The 15,796-nt window shown below is 71.4% G+C and carries 13 protein-coding genes; 4 read left to right on the top strand and 9 right to left on the bottom strand.

Going from position 1 to position 15,796, the window contains the following annotated elements:
• Positions 1-82: 82 nt before the first annotated feature.
• Positions 83-1,534 (bottom strand): DUF4192 domain-containing protein, encoded by a 1,452-nt coding sequence (locus ABZ318_RS20995; RefSeq protein WP_356903980.1) that lies wholly within the window; start codon positions 1,532-1,534, stop codon positions 83-85.
• 141 nt (positions 1,535-1,675) lie between these two features.
• On the opposite strand from ABZ318_RS20995, the gene ABZ318_RS20990 reads away from it, so the two are divergent.
• Both ABZ318_RS20990 and ABZ318_RS20985 read left to right on the top strand, forming a co-directional pair.
• A complete protein-coding gene (locus ABZ318_RS20990) occupies positions 1,676-3,859 on the top strand; it encodes a RecQ family ATP-dependent DNA helicase (protein ID WP_356903979.1) in 2,184 nt (727 codons plus the stop codon).
• A gap of 231 nt (positions 3,860-4,090) precedes the next feature.
• Complete coding sequence (locus ABZ318_RS20985; protein WP_190159119.1) at positions 4,091-4,720, top strand: hypothetical protein; 630 nt, start codon at positions 4,091-4,093, stop codon at positions 4,718-4,720.
• Positions 4,721-4,786: 66 nt separating this feature from the next.
• Here ABZ318_RS20985 and ABZ318_RS20980 read toward each other — a convergent pair whose 3' ends face one another.
• From ABZ318_RS20980 to ABZ318_RS20970, 3 genes are all read right to left on the bottom strand, one after another.
• A complete protein-coding gene (locus tag ABZ318_RS20980; protein ID WP_356903978.1) occupies positions 4,787-5,419 on the bottom strand; it encodes a hypothetical protein in 633 nt (210 codons plus the stop codon).
• Positions 5,420-5,525: 106 nt separating this feature from the next.
• Positions 5,526-6,236 (bottom strand): ribonuclease HII, encoded by a 711-nt coding sequence (locus ABZ318_RS20975; RefSeq protein ID WP_356903977.1) that lies wholly within the window; start codon positions 6,234-6,236, stop codon positions 5,526-5,528.
• 117 nt (positions 6,237-6,353) lie between these two features.
• Positions 6,354-6,971, bottom strand: a complete 618-nt coding sequence (locus ABZ318_RS20970) for a TetR/AcrR family transcriptional regulator (protein WP_356903976.1) — start codon at positions 6,969-6,971, stop codon at positions 6,354-6,356.
• Positions 6,972-7,119: 148 nt separating this feature from the next.
• On the opposite strand from ABZ318_RS20970, the gene ABZ318_RS20965 reads away from it, so the two are divergent.
• Positions 7,120-8,658 carry an MFS transporter gene (locus tag ABZ318_RS20965; protein ID WP_356903975.1) on the top strand — a complete coding sequence of 513 codons (1,539 nt, stop codon included), beginning with the start codon at positions 7,120-7,122 and terminating at the stop codon, positions 8,656-8,658.
• Between the two features lie 54 nt (positions 8,659-8,712).
• On the opposite strand, the gene ABZ318_RS20960 is transcribed toward ABZ318_RS20965, so the two are convergent.
• From ABZ318_RS20960 to ABZ318_RS20945, 4 genes are all read right to left on the bottom strand, one after another.
• Positions 8,713-9,621 carry an ADP-ribosylglycohydrolase family protein gene (locus ABZ318_RS20960; protein WP_356903974.1) on the bottom strand — a complete coding sequence of 303 codons (909 nt, stop codon included), beginning with the start codon at positions 9,619-9,621 and terminating at the stop codon, positions 8,713-8,715.
• A 12-nt stretch (positions 9,622-9,633) separates the two neighbouring features.
• The gene (locus tag ABZ318_RS20955; protein WP_123455766.1) at positions 9,634-10,293 is read right to left on the bottom strand and encodes a histidine phosphatase family protein; all 660 of its coding nucleotides are present in this window, start codon (positions 10,291-10,293) and stop codon (positions 9,634-9,636) included.
• A 94-nt stretch (positions 10,294-10,387) separates the two neighbouring features.
• Positions 10,388-10,993, bottom strand: a complete 606-nt coding sequence (locus ABZ318_RS20950) for a YdbC family protein (RefSeq protein ID WP_356903973.1) — start codon at positions 10,991-10,993, stop codon at positions 10,388-10,390.
• Between the two features lie 42 nt (positions 10,994-11,035).
• A complete protein-coding gene (locus ABZ318_RS20945; RefSeq protein WP_356903972.1) occupies positions 11,036-11,779 on the bottom strand; it encodes an arylamine N-acetyltransferase in 744 nt (247 codons plus the stop codon).
• Positions 11,780-12,008: 229 nt separating this feature from the next.
• On the opposite strand from ABZ318_RS20945, the gene ABZ318_RS20940 reads away from it, so the two are divergent.
• Entirely contained in the window at positions 12,009-12,539 is a 531-nt protein-coding gene (locus ABZ318_RS20940) for a TerD family protein (RefSeq protein WP_356903971.1), read from the top strand.
• Between the two features lie 140 nt (positions 12,540-12,679).
• On the opposite strand, the gene ABZ318_RS20935 is transcribed toward ABZ318_RS20940, so the two are convergent.
• On the bottom strand, positions 12,680-15,580 hold the full coding sequence (locus tag ABZ318_RS20935; protein ID WP_356903970.1) for a vitamin B12-dependent ribonucleotide reductase: 2,901 nt from the start codon (positions 15,578-15,580) through the stop codon (positions 12,680-12,682).
• Positions 15,581-15,796 lie beyond the last annotated feature (216 nt).

Raw genomic sequence — 15,796 nt, 5'->3', positions numbered from 1 at the left:
CGGCCGGCAGGCTGTCGGCGGGACGGTTCGTACGACTCCGCCAGAGAGGTGAACGCGCTCGCGGGCGGCCGGGTCACGGTCGTCATCGGCCGCTCCTGGAGCCGCGCTGTCCGCCGTGCCGTGGAGTCCCGCTCCCCGGCCTCCCCGTCGCGGGCCCGCCGGGGCGGACGCCGGCCGTCGCCCGACGTCCGGTCCCGCCGGTCTGCCGGCCCGGCTTCTTGAGGGTCAGCGGGGTGCCCGGCCTACGAGCGGCCCGCATCCGCACCCGCCGGGAGGGCGACGGATCCTTCTGCTCCGAGGCGGCCCGGGCATCCCGCTCGCTGCGCAGACAGGAACGGAGTGACTCGGGGTTCAGCCCTTCGTTGCACGCCTGGTGCAGCAGACGGGCGAAGACGTACTCGGGGTCGGCGTCGAGCGCGAGCCCGAGGGCGACCCGGGCGGTCGGCTCGTCGCCCGTGGACCAGGCCGTCCAGCCGGCGAGGGTGAGGGGCGCGGCGGCGTGCTCCTGGTAGGGCGTGACGCAGCGCCGGGCCAGGACGCGCCAGAGCCGCAGGGCGGCGGTCCCCTCCCAGCCCTCCATCCACTCGGCGGCACGGTCCCGGGTGACCCGGTCCTGGAGGCCGATGACCAGAGCTGCCGCCTCGTCGGTCGTGATCAGGGCGTCGTCGGCCGCGTCGTCCGCAGCCGTGGTCGTGGCATCGACGGCTCGTCCCGGCACGAGCGGTCGCACCGGGCGCGTCGTGCTCGGCGCGCCCACCGCACCAGGTCGGCCTCCGGGGCCGCTCGGGCTCTTCGGGTTCACGAACCGGCGGAGGATCTCTCGGGCGAGTCGCAGCGTGGCTTCGCGTACCTCTTCCCGTCCCTGTGCTTCGGCGCCTTCGAGGATCCGGGGGACGATCGAGGCGGCGGCCGCGTCGAGTGCCGCCCGCTGCTCCTCGTCCCCGGGCCCGCCGCGGGGCTTCAGTCGGGCCTCCATGTCCCGCAGAGAACCCCGTACCTGCACTCCGGCGTACGTCGCGGCCGCCGCCATCACCGAGGTGCCGCTGAGCGCGAGCGGGGTGCCGTCGGGCGGGCAGCAGCGCTGGTCGGGACAGCAGTACGAGAAGTAGAGCCCGTCGGTGATGCAGAGGGCCTCGTAGACGGGGATGTCGAGGGCGCCGCAGGCGGTCCGCAGTCGCTGTGCGAACGGCCGCAGCCGCTCCATGACCCTGCGGCCCGTCTCGCCGGGTTCGGGGTCCTGGCAGAGGAAGACGACGATGCCGTCCGGCCGGGAGCCGGTGCGGGCGCCTCCCTCGACGAGGCACTCGGCGAGGTGGTCGGCGGTGGACGCCCACTCCCGGGGCGAGCGCGGGATTCCGAGCCTGACCCGGCCCCCGAAGCGGCCGTGCTCGCCGTGGAGGGCGACCAGGACGACGGAGTCGGTGGGATGGAAGCCCAGCACGAACGGCAGGGCGTCGGCCAGCTCCGCCGGGCCGCGCAGGGTGATCTGCTGGGTACGGGAGAGTCCACTGGATTCGTGGTGATTCGCGTTCATGGTCAGGACGGTCTCGTGATCTCCCGAAATCCGAAACCCCTGTGGATAACTCCTGGAACGGGGCATCCGCCGACCGTCGAGTTGTCCACAGGTTCGAGGTCTCATTCGCGCGATGTCCGAGGCATCGGGTTGCATGGAGGCATGACCCAAGCAGCTCCGCTGGAAGACCGCGCCGCCCTCCGAACCGCCGCCGATGCCGTGCTCGCCCGTCTCGTCTCCGACCCGACCGGCAGGGCCAGACTGCGCGAGGACCAGTGGCGGGCGATCGAGGCGCTCGTCGCCGACCGGCGCCGGGCCCTGGTGGTGCAGCGGACCGGCTGGGGCAAGTCGGCCGTGTACTTCGTGGCGACCTCGCTGCTCCGCGAGCGCGGCAGCGGCCCCACCGTGATCGTCTCCCCGCTGCTCGCGCTGATGCGCAACCAGGTGGAGGCGGCGGCCCGGGCGGGCATCCGCGCGCGGACGATCAACTCGTCCAACACCGAGGAGTGGGAGACGGTCCAGGAGGAAGTGGCCGCCGGCGAGGTGGACGTGCTCCTGGTGAGCCCCGAGCGGCTCAACAATCCCGACTTCCGCGACCAGGTGCTGCCCCGCCTGGCCGCCGCCACCGGGCTGCTCGTGGTGGACGAGGCGCACTGCATCTCGGACTGGGGACACGACTTCCGGCCGGACTACCGCCGGCTGCGGACGATGCTGGCGGACCTGCCCTCCGGTGTCCCGGTCCTGGCCACGACGGCGACGGCGAACGCGCGGGTGACGGCGGACGTGGCCGAGCAGCTCGGCACGGGGGCGGGCACGGACGCCCTCGTCCTGCGCGGGCCGCTCGACCGGGAGAGCCTGAGTCTGGGTGTGGTCCGACTGCCGGACGCGGCGCACCGGCTGGCCTGGCTCGCCGACCACCTCGGCGAGCTGCCCGGCTCCGGCATCATCTACACGCTGACGGTCGCCGCGGCCGACGAGGTCACCGCCTATCTGCGCCAGTGCGGGCACATCGTGTCCTCCTACACCGGTCGGACGGAGAACGCCGACCGGCAGCAGGCGGAGGACGACCTCCAGGCCAACCGGGTCAAGGCGCTCGTGGCGACCTCGGCCCTCGGGATGGGGTTCGACAAGCCGGACCTGGGCTTCGTGGTGCACCTGGGGTCGCCGTCCTCCCCCATCGCGTACTACCAGCAGGTCGGCCGGGCCGGGCGAGGGGTGGAGCACGCGGAGGTGCTGCTGCTGCCCGGGCAGGAGGACGAGGCGATCTGGCGCTACTTCGCCTCGGTGGCCTTTCCGCCCGAGGAGCAGGTGCGCCGCACGATCGACGTGCTCGCGCAGGCGGGCCGGCCCTTGTCCCTGCCCGCCTTGGAGCCGCTGGTCGAGCTGCGCAGGACCCGGCTGGAGACCATGCTCAAGGTCCTGGACGTGGACGGCGCGGTGCGCCGGGTGAAGGGCGGCTGGGAGAGCACCGGGCAGCCCTGGGCGTACGACACCGAGCGGTACGCCTGGGTGGCGCGGCAGCGGGCGGCCGAGCAGCAGGCGATGCGCGACTACGCGGCGACGACCGGGTGCCGGATGGAGTTCCTGCGGCGTCAGTTGGACGACGAGGAGGCCGCTCCGTGCGGGCGCTGCGACAACTGCGCGGGCAGCCGGTTCGATCCGAAGGTGTCCGAGGCGGCGCTGGACGCGGCCAAGGGCGAGCTGGGGCGTCCCGGTGTGGAGGTCGAGCCGCGGAAGATGTGGCCCACCGGGCTTGCCGCGGTCGGGGTCGATCTGAAGGGCCGTATCCCGCTCGGGGAGCAGTCTTTCGGCGGTCGGGCCCTGGGGCGGCTCTCGGACATCGGCTGGGGCAACCGGCTGCGTCCGCTGCTGGCCGACGGCACGCCGGACGGGCCCGTGCCGGACGATGTCGTGCAGGCGGTGGTGCACGTGCTGGCGGACTGGGCCAAGGGGCCCGGCGGGTGGGCCTCCGGGGCGCCGGACGCGCCGGCCAGGCCCGCCGGTGTGGTCACGGTCGCCTCGCACCGCAAGCCGCATCTGGTGGGTTCGCTCGGGCAGCGGATCGCCGAGATCGGCAGGATGCCCTTCCTCGGTGTGGTGGAGTACGCGCCGGAGGCGGAGGAGCTCCGGCTCTCGCGGACCAACAGCGCCCAGCGGGTCGTCGGTCTGCAGCGGATGCTGACGGTCCCTCCGGAGCTGGCCGGGCGGCTGGCCGGCGCCGGCGGGCCGGTTCTCCTGGTCGACGATCTCTCCGACAGCGGCTGGACGTTGGCGGTGGCCGCGCGGCTGCTGCGGCGGGCCGGAGCGGAGGGGGTGTTTCCGCTGGTGCTCGCCGTCCAGGGGTGAAACAGGAGGGGGAACGGGGAGTGAACAATGGGCAACTGGGCAGGGATATGAGTGGCATACCGACCCATTCCCGTCAGCGGTCTCAATTGCTCGTTGCCGCTCGCGCACGGGCCAGCAAGAATTGGGAAACCGCCCCACACGGCCCGTCAGCGGTCCGGAAGGACTGTGCCGTGGTGCGCCCTCACCCGACCTTGCCCGCCGCCCAGCGGGCGCGTATCCGAAGGGAGGACCGTGACCCTCGGATTCGCTCCGCCCACAGCCGCCTCGCTCAGATCGTCGTCCGAGTCCGCCAGCCGCCTCGCCCGGATACTCGAACCCTCCGAATGGGCCGCGGCGGGGATTCCCCTGCTGCGCAACCCTCGTGAGGTCGTCAGCGGCCTCCACTCGCGGCACGCGCCCACGCCCTCGACGGCGGTCCTCGCCGTCCTGGACCACGAGGAGCGGCTCGCCGCCAGTGCCTCGTTCGTCCGACGCCCCGTCGCGGCGGACGGCTGGGAGTTCCGCAACGCGCTCCTGGCCCATCTGCGGCGGGTCATCCCGCACGACCTCCGCAGACGCGCGCCCGTGCGGACCGCGGTCCTGCTGTACTGCCGCGAGGGCGACGAACGCTGGACGGAGGAGGACGGAGCCTGGATGTGGGGGCTTCGGGACGCCTGCACGCTGCACGGGCTCCGCTGCGGCGCGTACATCACGCTGACCGGAGCGGGCTGGCAGGTGCTCGGCGAGGGCCGGGGAGGCCGTCGACCGAGCTCCGACTCGCTCCCCCTGCCGCTGGGTGACGGGCCGGCCGAGCTCGACCGGCTCACACCGAGGACCGCGAGCGGCGCGACCGAACCCCTGCGCCGGGCCGCCGCACGCTGATCGCGCGAGCGGGGCCGGGCCCCCCGCCGGCCCCGGTGGGGGGGCCCGGCGGAGGAGCGCGGTCGGTCAGACGCCGGCGCCGGCCCCGAGGAGCGCCGTGATGCGCTGCGGGTCGCCGCAGACGACGAGCAGCGCGCCCGCGCGGGCCATCGCCGCCGGAAGGGCCCGGGCGGCCGTCCCCTCGTCTCCGCCGTTGACGGCGACGATCACCACGGGGCGGGCGGCGGCCCGCTCCACGGCGGAGGCGTCCGCGAAGAACACGTCCTCGGCGGTGTCCTGTTGGGCCCAGTAGGCGGTCTCACCGAAGGACAGCTCGTGCGCCGCCCACGGGTGCGGGTCGCCGGTGGTGAGCACCAGGATCTCGCCGGGCGCCCGTCCGCTCTCCAGGAGCAGGTCCAGGGCCTCCTCGGCAGCGTCGAGCGCGCCGTCGACCGGGGCCGGGATCAGCTGGAGCTGCGGGGTGGATCGCTGGTCGGAACGATTTTCCGGGGCCTTGGCCGGAGACTGTCCGGCACCGGGGCGCGGTGCCGGCGCGGCAGGCCTGGCCGGACCGGGAACGGGGCGTCCGGGACGCGGAGAGGCCGCGGAACGCGGGCCGGGTACGGGACGGGGGGTCGACGCGGGGCGGCCGGCGGCCGTGGCGGCGCGGGGACCCTGGGCGCTCTCGTGAATCTGAGGCTCCTCGGGGATGAGAGGCATGAATGGATGTCTATCAAACGCCGCTGCGCGAAGCACCGGCGGGTGGGCACACATGTGCACCCCGGCCGCGTGGGCGGCCCTGAGCAGGGCCTCCGTGACCGGAAGTTCAGAAGTCGAAGCCGAGTTGGCCCCCGCTTTCCAGCGCGGCCGCCTCGGCGGAGAGGCGGACCTTTTTGAGGTGGCGCCACTGGGGCAGCGCGTCCAGGTACGACCAGGAGAGACGGTGGTGGGGAGTGGGCCCCAGCTCTTCGAGTGCCGCTTTGTGGACCGGCGAAGGGTAGCCCGCGTTGGCACCGAAGGCGTACGCCGCGTACTGGCCGCCCTCGGCCTCCAGCTCCGCCATGAGGGCGTCGCGCCGGACCTTCGCGATGACGGAGGCGGCCGCGACGGCGATGCAGGACTGGTCGCCCTTGATCACCGTGCGGACCCGCCAGGGGCTGCCCAGGTAGTCGTGTTTGCCGTCCAGGATCACCGCGTCGGGCCGCACCGGAAGGCCTTCGAGGGCCCGGACGGCCGCGAGCCGCAGCGCCGCGGTCATCCCGAGTTCGTCGATCTCCTGCGGGGAGGCGTCGCCGAGTGCGTACGCGGTGACCCACCCTTCCAGCTCCACGGCCAGCGCGTTGCGGCGCTTGGGGGTGAGCAGCTTCGAGTCGGTGAGCCCCTCGGGAGGTCGGCGAAGGCCGGTGACGGCCGCGCACACCGTGACGGGGCCGGCCCACGCTCCGCGCCCGACCTCGTCGACCCCGGCGACGATCTTGGCGCCGGTGGTGGCTCGGAGCGACCGCTCGACGGTGTGGGTGGGAGGTTCGTACGGCATGGCGCCAGACAGGTTACGCCGCCTGACGTCACCTGCGATACCCGGATTCGCCGCAGACGCCCGAAGGCACCCGTCCCGCCCCGCCCCGAAGCTCACCCGCACCACGCCTCGAAGGTCTCAGGCACGCAGGAGGGGCACCATGATCCGGTCGATCACATCGGCGATCTCACTGTCCGGCCATTCGCTTCCGCACACCTTGGAGCGGTACATCATCATGGCGGGGATCACCTCGAGGACGAGGTCGTCGATCGCGTCGCCTCGCACCTCTCCGCGTGTGATTCCACGCCGCAGTACATCCCGGAAGAGATCATTCCAGGGCTGGATCACGCCCGTCTCGATCAGCCCGTGGAAGCGCTCGGCGGACTCGGCATCGCATTCGTGAAGCACTGCACGGAGGGCGAAACCAGGCTTGGAGTACATCACGTCGCGGATCCGGCGGCACAGCTCGTAGAGGTCCTGACGCACACGGCCGGTGTCCGGAGCCTCGTCGAGCGTGGGCAGTCCGGCCTGGAGGGCGTCCGCGACGAGGTCTTCCTTCGACGGCCATCGCCGGTACACCGCGGCTTTGCCCGTCTGCGCGCCGACCGCGACACCCTCCATCGTGAGACCGCTCCAGCCGACACTGCTCAGCTGGTCGAGCGTGGCCTCCAGAATCGCTCTCTCGAGCACGGGTCCGCGGCGCCGCAGCACCGCCCCCTCCGGCCGAGCGGCGGCCGTGGAGCGCGAAGTAACCATCAGGATCTCTCCGTTGACGCGATTCGATTCGTCGGCAGCACTCAGTGAACGGTTGCGTTCACTGAGGGGGACTCACTACCGTGGAGAACAGTGAACGCGTACGTTCACTAATTCTTCCGTGGGGGATTCCATAGTGACAACTTCTCCGGTGGACACACAGATCAAGGACGCGCCGGCTCGCACCGGAGGTCGGCCGGGCATCGCCTTGACCGTCATCGCCGCCTGCCAGCTGATGGTCGTCCTCGACGCCACCATCGTGAACATCGCGCTGCCGCACATCCAGGACGCGCTCTCCTTCTCGACCACCGACCTGTCGTGGGTGCTCAGCGCCTACACGCTCACCTTCGGCGGCCTCCTGCTCCTCGGCGGACGCGCCGGCGACATCCTGGGCCGTCGCCGGGTGTTCATGGCCGGCATCCTGCTCTTCACGTTCGCCTCGCTGCTCGGCGGCTTCGCCCAGGAACCCTGGCAGCTGCTCGCGGCACGGGCCCTGCAGGGCGTGGGCGGCGCGATCGCCTCGCCGACCTCGCTCGCGCTGATCACCACGACGTTCCCCGAAGGGCCGGAGCGCAACCGGGCGTTCGGCGTGTTCGCCGCGGTCTCGGCCGGCGGGGGCGCGATCGGCCTGCTCGCCGGCGGAGCGCTCACCGAGTGGCTCGACTGGCGCTGGGTCCTCTTCGTCAACGTGCCGATCGGCCTGCTGATCGCCTTCCTCACCCCGCGCTACATCGCGGAATCCGAGCGCCACCCGGGCCGGTTCGACATCGCGGGCGCGACGACGTCGACACTCGGCATGGCCGCGCTGGTCTACGGGTTCATCCGGGCTTCCGAGCAGGGGTGGAAGGACGGGCTGACCATCGGTTCCTTCGCCGCGGCCGTGGTCCTGCTCGTGGCGTTCGCCGTGGTGGAGTCGCGGGCCAAGGAACCGATCACGCCGCTGCGCATGTTCGCGGACCGCAACCGTTCGGGCACGTACGTCATCATGCTCAGCCTGTCGGCCGCCATGTTCGGCATGTTCTTCTTCATCGTGCTGTGGGTGCAGAACGTCCTGGGCTACAGCCCGGTCCAGTCCGGACTGGCCTTCCTCCCGGTGACCGTCGCGATCGGCGTCGGCGCGGGGCTCGCCCAGCGGCTCCTGCCGGTCCTCGGCCCCAAGCCGTTCATGGTGACCGGTGCGACGCTCACCGGCGTGGGGCTCCTCTGGCTGACGTTCATCTCGTCCGACAGCGGTTACGTCACCGGAGTGCTCGGTCCGATGGTCGTGTTCGGCTGCGGCATGGGCCTCAACTTCGTGACGCTCACGCTCACGGCCGTCTCCGGAGTGGCCCAGCACGAGGCGGGCGCCGCGTCGGGTCTGCTCAACGCGACCCAGCAGGTCGGCGGCTCGCTCGGCCTCTCCATCCTGGTCACCGTCTTCGGCACGGCCGGCCGCGAGGAGAGCGAGAGGCAGCTGCCGGACTTCCTCGCGCACTCGACGCCCGAGCAGCAGGCGGAGGCGCTGAAGGCGAAGGAGCTGCCCGCGCCCTGGGGCCACGAGGTGCTGACCTCCGGCATCTCCTCGGCCTTCACGGCCGCCGCCGGCATGGTGCTGATCGCGCTGGTCACGGCCGTCCTGGTGATCCGGGTCCGCAAGAGCGACCTGGAAGCACTGAGCGGCCGCGCCGAAGCCGCGGGGCCGGTGGCCTGATCACATCCCGGTGTCCCCCGGCCCCCTCTCGGGGCCGGGGGACACCGAGCCGCCTCAGGCCGCCCTCTCCCGGACCCACCCCGGGAGGTCCTCGGTCTGCCGGAGCCACTCCTCCGGCGGTGCGCCGGCCGCGGTGGAGGCGACCACTCCGCCGGCGATGGCGCAGGTCGTGTCGACGTCGCCGCCGACCTGCGCGGTCGTCCAGAACACCCGCTCGAAGTCGCCGAGCCCTCGCGCTGCCGACCAGAGCGCGAAGGGGACCGTGTCATGGGCGCTCGTCCGGCGGCCGCTGCCGAGGACCGCGGCGACCGTGCCGGCATCGCCGTAGTCGAGCATGTCGCGGGCCCGGCGCAGACCCGCCCCGACCGCGCTGCGCGGCACCAGGGCGATGACCCCGTCGAGCAGCGCCTCGGGCATGGGCGGTCCGGCGGGGTCGGCGGCGATCGCGGCCGCGGCGGCGACGGCCATGGCGCCCACCACGGCCTCCCGGTGCTGGTGGGTCGTGTACGCGGAGATCTCGGCCTGGTGCGTCGCCTGCTCGGGGTCGTCGGCGTACCAGGCGCCCAGCGGGGCGATCCGCATCGCGGCGCCGTTGCCCCAGGATCCCTGGCCGTTGAAGAGCGCGGCCGCCAGCTCGCGCCAGTCGCCGCCCTCGCGGATGAGGCGGAGCATCCGGTTGACGGCAGGACCGTAGCCGCGGTCGAAGTCGTGGTGCTCCGCGAAGGACCGGGCCAGGGCGTCCTGGTCGATGCGGTCGTGGTGGACGAGGACGGCCAGGACGGAGCAGGCCATCTCGGTGTCGTCGGTCCACTGCCAGGGGCCGGCGGGGAGCTCGCGCCGCTTCAGCAGGGGGTAGTGGGAGGGTACGAAGAACTGGGAGCCCAGGGCGTCTCCCACGGACAGCCCGCGCAGGCTGGCCAGGGCGCGGTCGAAGCGCCGGTCGAATGAGGAGTCAGCGGTCATCGGTCTGCCACTCTATCCGGTGGGTCCGTACGGTTCCGGGGTACGCCAGCGTTCGAACGGCCTGTCCAGACGGTACCGGCCGTCCTCTCCGAGCAGGAGCATGCGGGTCTCGGCGTTGCCGGGATTCGACAGCGACTCGAAGTCCGCGACCGTCCAGTGGAACCAGCGCATGCAGAACAGCCGCATGGTCAGCCCGTGGGTGACGAGCAGGACGTTGGGCGGATGGTCGGGCGCCTCGAAACTGCGGTACAGGCTCTCCAGGAAGGCACCGACGCGGTCGTAGACGTCGGCACCGGACTCGCCCTGGGCGAAGCGGTAGAAGAAGTGGCCGTACGCGTCCCGGTAGGCCTTCTGCAGGCGGACGTCCTCGCGTTCCTGCCAGTTGCCCCAGTCCTGCTCCCGAAGCCTGGGCTCCTCCCGCACCCGGACCTGCTTCGCGGGGAGCCGGAAGGCCCGGAGGGTCTCGTGGGTGCGGCGGTACGGCGAGACGTAGACGCTGACCGGCTCCTCGCCGAAGAGCTCCCGCAGCCGCTCCCCCGTCTCCTCGGCCTGGCGCCGGCCGGTCTCGGTCAGTCGCAGGGCATGGTCGGGCTCGCGTTCGTACACCGTGTCATCGACATTGCCCTCGGACTCTCCGTGCCGTACGAGAACGATGCGCCGCGGTCGTGCCATACCCCGACCCTAGATCGCCGCTCTCCTGCGGGCTCAGCCGAGGTGGCGCCCGGAGTCCATCCGAGGGAGATGCCCCGGGACGGCGTCGGCGGGTTCAGACCGTCCAGGAGGGTTCGAGCTGCACCACGTCTCCGTTCAGCGCCGCCACGTCGGCCGCGGTACGGGCCCGCAGCCCGAGCCGCTCCACGCGTTCGACCCGGTACTTTCCGTGCTCGGCGGCGGACTGCCACATCGAGAGCACCAGGAACTCGCTGCCGGGCGCTTCGCCGAACAGGCCCCGCAACATGCCGGGAGACCCGGCCATGGCCGGGTTCCACACCTTCTCCTGCATGAGCGCGAAGTGCTCGGCACGGTCCTCGTGGACCCGGCAGTGCGCCACCCGCGCCACGTCCGCGTCGGCGAACCGCGGTTCGAACCCGGTCTTCACGTCGAAGCGGTGGTCGAAGAGCTTGACCTGGATGTCCTTGAACGTGCCCGCCTGCGCGGCCGCCAGACGGTCGTGCGACCGGGCCATGAACGAATCGTAGAAGGCCCGGCTCTCCCAGAACGCGAAGATGTGGGCGACGTCCGGGCGACCCCGGCTCCACCCGCCGCCCTGTCCCCGGAATCCCGGCTCACCGAGCAGCCCCGCCCATTTCCGCTGCCCCCGCTCGAACCCTCGACGGTCCACCACGGTGCAGCGAATCCACTTGACCAGCACCGCGCCATCGTACGGGGCCGGAGAGCACCCCGGCAGACCCCGTCAGGCTCCCTCCGCGTGCAGTCGCTCCAGACCCGCGCGCTCCTCGGCGTCCAGTTCGATGCCGAACTCGGCCTCCAGGGCCGCGGCCAACTCTCCGGCGGTCACGATCCGTTCCTCGGCCGATCCGTCCGGGCGCAGGATCGAGAACGTCGCGCGCAACAGGGATCTGCCGGCGTCCGCGCCCGGCCGCTGGGCCACGACCTGGCCGAGGAAGCGCGACTGCGGATGGCTGGAGCTGTAGTGGTTCAGGACGGTGAAGTCACCGGGGAGATACGCCTGGGGCGAGAACGCGTACAGGTCCTTCCAGCCCTCCGGCCGCAGCGAGCGCAGCACGTGGACGCCCTCGTCCTCGACGTGGACGCCGAACGTCCAGCCGCCCTGCTCCACGCGCACGCCGTCTCGCAGCGGCACGGGCTCCAGCAGCCCCTGCCAGCCGAACCCGACGTCGGCGATCCACTGTTCGCCTTCGGCCGTGACCGCGAGGAGCGCGTGGGTGACCGGTGGCAGGGCCGCGCCCCGCGAGCGGTTGCGCGCGCCGCGGCCGGCCACCTGGAAGCCGATCCGTTCGAGGGCCGCCGCGAAGAGGGAGTTCTGCTCGTAGCAGTAGCCTCCCCGGCGCCGCTCGACGAGTTTGCCCTGGAGGCTCTTCAGGTCCAGGGGAACCGGCCGCCCGAGGGCGACGTCGAGGTTCTCGAACGGAACGGCCGCGACGTGCGCCCGGTGCAGGGCCGTCAAGGTCCGCACGTCGGGAGCGAGTTCCCCGCCCTGTCCGGTGTCGTATCCGATTCGAGCCAGATATGCGTCGAGATCCAGCTCGTCACCGCTCCACAAACCGCTCTCCCCCTCAAGCGCCGGGTCCTCTGTCGTAGGCACATGACACCATGAGCAATCGGCCCATGACCAAGGGCTTTTGGACGGGTCGACGGTACGAGGCGAGGCGTGCGCGGGGGCGCACGCGGAGAGGGGAAGCACCATGAGCGGACTCAACAAAGGGGTGGGACGCGTCGAGGTCACGCTCAAGTGGGACCCCGCCCCGGCCGGCGCGCCGGCCCACGACCTGGATCTCGTCGCCGGGGTCTTCGCAGTGGGCGACCCGCACGGCGCGCCGGTCCATCTGGTGCACTTCGGCAGTCGCTCCCCGGACGGCACGATCACGCTCCACCGCGACAGCCGCACGGGCCAGGGGTTCGGCTACGACGAGGCCATGACCCTGGAGCTGGACCGGCTGGACGCGCGGTACGCGCGCGTGGTGGTGGGCGTGGCCATACAACAGGGCGGCGGGCGGCTGACCTTCGGCGACATAGCGAACACGGGCATACGGGTCCGCGAGGGCTACACCGACCTGCTGACCCATGACTTCGCGGACGTCCTTGGGGCCCGTTCGGCGACGGTCGTGGAATTCACCCGTGACGGGACGGACGGCTGGACGTACCGCTCGATCACCCGCGGCTTCGACGCCGACCCGCAGACCTTCGGCACGCTCCTGGGCTCCGGGGTGTCCTGACGCCCGGCGGCGCACACGAGAAGGGGCGCCGAACTCCCGTCGGCCAACGTGCGAAGGGGGCGCCGACCGGTGGTCGGCACCCCCTCACGGGCGATCCGGTGCGCTCAGCGGCTTCCGCCCCTCAGCGCACCGGAGCGGGGTCAGCTGCAGCCGCTGGTCGAGCCGCAGCCCTCGCAGATGTAGCAGGAGCCGGCGCGCTGCATCTTCGTGCCGCAGGAGAAGCAGAGCGGAGCGTCGGCGCTGATGCCGAGCTGCATCTCGACGAGCTCCGCCGAGGTGTGCGCCTGCTTCGGGGCCGGGACCTCGGCCTTGACCACCGGGGCCGGGGCGGCGACGGCCTTCAGCTCCTGGGCGCGGGGCGCGGACTGGGCGAGGGCCTCGACGTCGACGTCCTCGTCGTCGGGCTGCTCGTACGAGCCGGTGTCCAGGTGGCGCTGACGCTCCTCGGCCGAGTGGATGCCGAGGGCGGAGCGGGTCTCGAAGGGCAGGAAGTCCAGCGCCAGGCGGCGGAAGATGTAGTCGACGATCGACTGCGCCATCCGCACGTCCGGGTCGTCCGTCATGCCGGCGGGCTCGAAGCGCATGTTGGTGAACTTCGAGACGTAGGTCTCGAGCGGGACGCCGTACTGCAGGCCGACGGAGACGGCGATGGAGAAGGCGTCCATCATGCCGGCGAGGGTGGAGCCCTGCTTGGACATCTTCAGGAAGACCTCGCCGAGACCGTCGTCCGGGTAGGAGTTGGCGGTCATGTAGCCCTCGGCTCCACCGACGGTGAAGGAGGTGGTGATCCCCGGGCGGCCCTTCGGGAGGCGCTTGCGGACCGGGCGGTACTCGACGACCTTCTCGACGGCCTCGCGGATCGTCGCCTCGGACTTCGCGGTGACCTCGGCCTTCTCGTTCTCCTTCTTCTTGGCGGAGAGCGGCTGGCCGACCTTGCAGTTGTCGCGGTAGATCGCGAGCGCCTTGACGCCCATCTTCCAGGCCTCGAAGTAGACCTCCTCGACGTCCTCGACCGTGGCCGTCTCCGGCAGGTTCACGGTCTTGGAGAGGGCGCCCGAGATCCACGGCTGGATGGCGGCCATCATGCGGACGTGGCCCATCGCGGAGATGGAGCGCTCGCCCATGGCGCAGTCGAAGACCTCGTAGTGCTCGGTCTTCAGGCCGGGGGCGTCGATCACATTGCCGTGCTCGGCGATGTGGGCGACGATCGCCTCGATCTGCTCCTCCTGGTAGCCCAGGCGGCGCAGGGCCTGCGGGACGGTGCCGTTGACGATCTGCATCGATCCGCCGCCGACGAGCTTCTTGAACTTGACCAGGGCGAGGTCGGGCTCGAGGCCGGTGGTGTCGCAGGACATCGCGAGACCGATGGTGCCGGTGGGGGCGATGACCGAGGCCTGGGCGTTGCGGAAGCCGTTCTTGGCGCCGAGGCGGATGACGTCCTGCCAGGCCTCCGTGGCGGCGGCCCAGATCGGCGAGTCCAGGTCGTCCATGCGGACGGCCTTGGTGTTCTCGTCGGCGTGCTGCCGCATGACGCGCTGGTGCGGCTCGGCGTTGAGGGCGTAGCCGTCGTACGGGCCGACGACCGCGGCGAGTTCGGCGGAGCGCTTGTACGAGGTGCCGGTCATCAGGGAGGTGATGGAGCCGGCGAGGGCGCGGCCGCCGTCGGAGTCGTACGCGTGGCCGGTGGCCATCAGCAGGGCGCCGAGGTTGGCGTAGCCGATGCCGAGCTGGCGGTAGGCGCGGGTGTTCTCGCCGATCTTCTGGGTGGGGAAGTCGGCGAAGCAGATGGAGATGTCCATCGCGGTGATGACGAGCTCGACGACCTTGGCGAAGCGCTCGACGTCGAAGGACTGGTTGCCCTTGCCGTCGTCCTTGAGGAACTTCATCAGGTTCAGCGAGGCGAGGTTGCAGGACGTGTTGTCCAGGTGCATGTACTCGCTGCACGGGTTCGAGCCGTTGATGCGGCCGGACTCGGGGCAGGTGTGCCAGTGGTTGATCGTGTCGTCGTACTGGATGCCCGGGTCGGCACAGGCCCACGCGGCCTCGGCCATCTTGCGGAAGAGCGCCTTGGCGTCGACCTCCTCGATGACCTCGCCGGTCATGCGGGCGCGCAGGCCGAACTTCCCGCCGGCCTCGACGGCCTTCATGAACTCGTCGTTCACGCGGACGGAGTTGTTGGCGTTCTGGTACTGGACGGACGTGATGTCGTCGCCGCCCAGGTCCATGTCGAAGCCCGCGTCGCGGAGGGCGCGGATCTTCTCCTCCTCCTTGACCTTGGTCTCGATGAAGTCCTCGATGTCGGGGTGGTCGACGTCGAGGATGACCATCTTGGCCGCGCGGCGGGTGGCACCGCCCGACTTGATCGTTCCCGCGGAGGCGTCGGCGCCGCGCATGAAGGAGACCGGGCCGGAGGCGTTGCCGCCGGAGGAGAGCAGCTCCTTGGAGGAGCGGATGCGGGAGAGGTTCAGGCCGGCACCGGAGCCGCCCTTGAAGATCATGCCCTCTTCCTTGTACCAGTCGAGGATGGACTCCATGGAGTCGTCGACGGACAGGATGAAGCAGGCGGAGACCTGCTGGGGCTGGGGCGTGCCGACGTTGAACCAGACCGGCGAGTTGAAGCTGAAGATCTGGTGCAGGAGGGCGTAGGCCAGCTCGTGCTCGAAGATCTCGGCGTCGGCGGGCGAGGCGAAGTAGCCGTAGTCCTCGCCGGCCTTCGTGTACGTCTTCACGATCCGGTCGATGAGCTGCTTGAGACCGGTCTCGCGCTGCGGGGTGCCGACCGCACCGCGGAAGTACTTGCTGGTGACGATGTTGACCGCGTTCACCGACCAGAAGTCGGGGAACTCGACGCCACGCTGCTCGAAGTTGATCGAGCCGTCGCGCCAGTTGGTCATGACGACGTCACGGCGCTCCCACGCCACCTCGTCGTACGGATGCACGCCGGGGGTGGTGTGGATGCGCTCGATGCGCAGGCCCTTGCTCGCCGACTTGGCTCCCTTGGTGCGGGAACCACGTGCCGGGCCGCTCGCCGTCTCTGTCATGCCGCCTCCCATATACGGGCAAAACACACTTTGGCACCCAGATAGTCCCAGGGCACCGTCTTCTGTACGTCGTTCTGTACTGCTGCCACAGGGACCACAGGGGGTCGCCCGGGGCACGTCAGCCGTTGTAGCGTACCCCGGCGGCCGGGTCGTGATCGAGACCTCGCCGTCCGCGCCGGCGAGGAGTTTGCGCAGCCGCGACACGCAGATCTGCAC

The sequence above is a fragment of the Streptomyces sp. NPDC006197 genome, assembly GCF_040613865.1.
Classification (GTDB): Bacteria; Actinomycetota; Actinomycetes; order Streptomycetales; family Streptomycetaceae; genus Streptomyces.
This window is presented reverse-complemented; position numbering and strand designations above follow the sequence as displayed.

Coding starts and splice junctions, on each gene's coding strand:
- ABZ318_RS20970 (WP_356903976.1), bottom strand. CDS start 6,971: ATGGTTACTTCGCGCTCCACGGCCGCCGCTCGGCCGGAGGGGGCGGTG.
- ABZ318_RS20935 (WP_356903970.1), bottom strand. CDS start 15,580: ATGACAGAGACGGCGAGCGGCCCGGCACGTGGTTCCCGCACCAAGGGA.
- ABZ318_RS20975 (WP_356903977.1), bottom strand. CDS start 6,236: ATGCCGTACGAACCTCCCACCCACACCGTCGAGCGGTCGCTCCGAGCC.
- ABZ318_RS20940 (WP_356903971.1), top strand. CDS start 12,009: ATGAGCGGACTCAACAAAGGGGTGGGACGCGTCGAGGTCACGCTCAAG.
- ABZ318_RS20955 (WP_123455766.1), bottom strand. CDS start 10,293: ATGGCACGACCGCGGCGCATCGTTCTCGTACGGCACGGAGAGTCCGAG.
- ABZ318_RS20960 (WP_356903974.1), bottom strand. CDS start 9,621: ATGACCGCTGACTCCTCATTCGACCGGCGCTTCGACCGCGCCCTGGCC.
- ABZ318_RS20980 (WP_356903978.1), bottom strand. CDS start 5,419: ATGCCTCTCATCCCCGAGGAGCCTCAGATTCACGAGAGCGCCCAGGGT.
- ABZ318_RS20995 (WP_356903980.1), bottom strand. CDS start 1,534: ATGAACGCGAATCACCACGAATCCAGTGGACTCTCCCGTACCCAGCAG.
- ABZ318_RS20990 (WP_356903979.1), top strand. CDS start 1,676: ATGACCCAAGCAGCTCCGCTGGAAGACCGCGCCGCCCTCCGAACCGCC.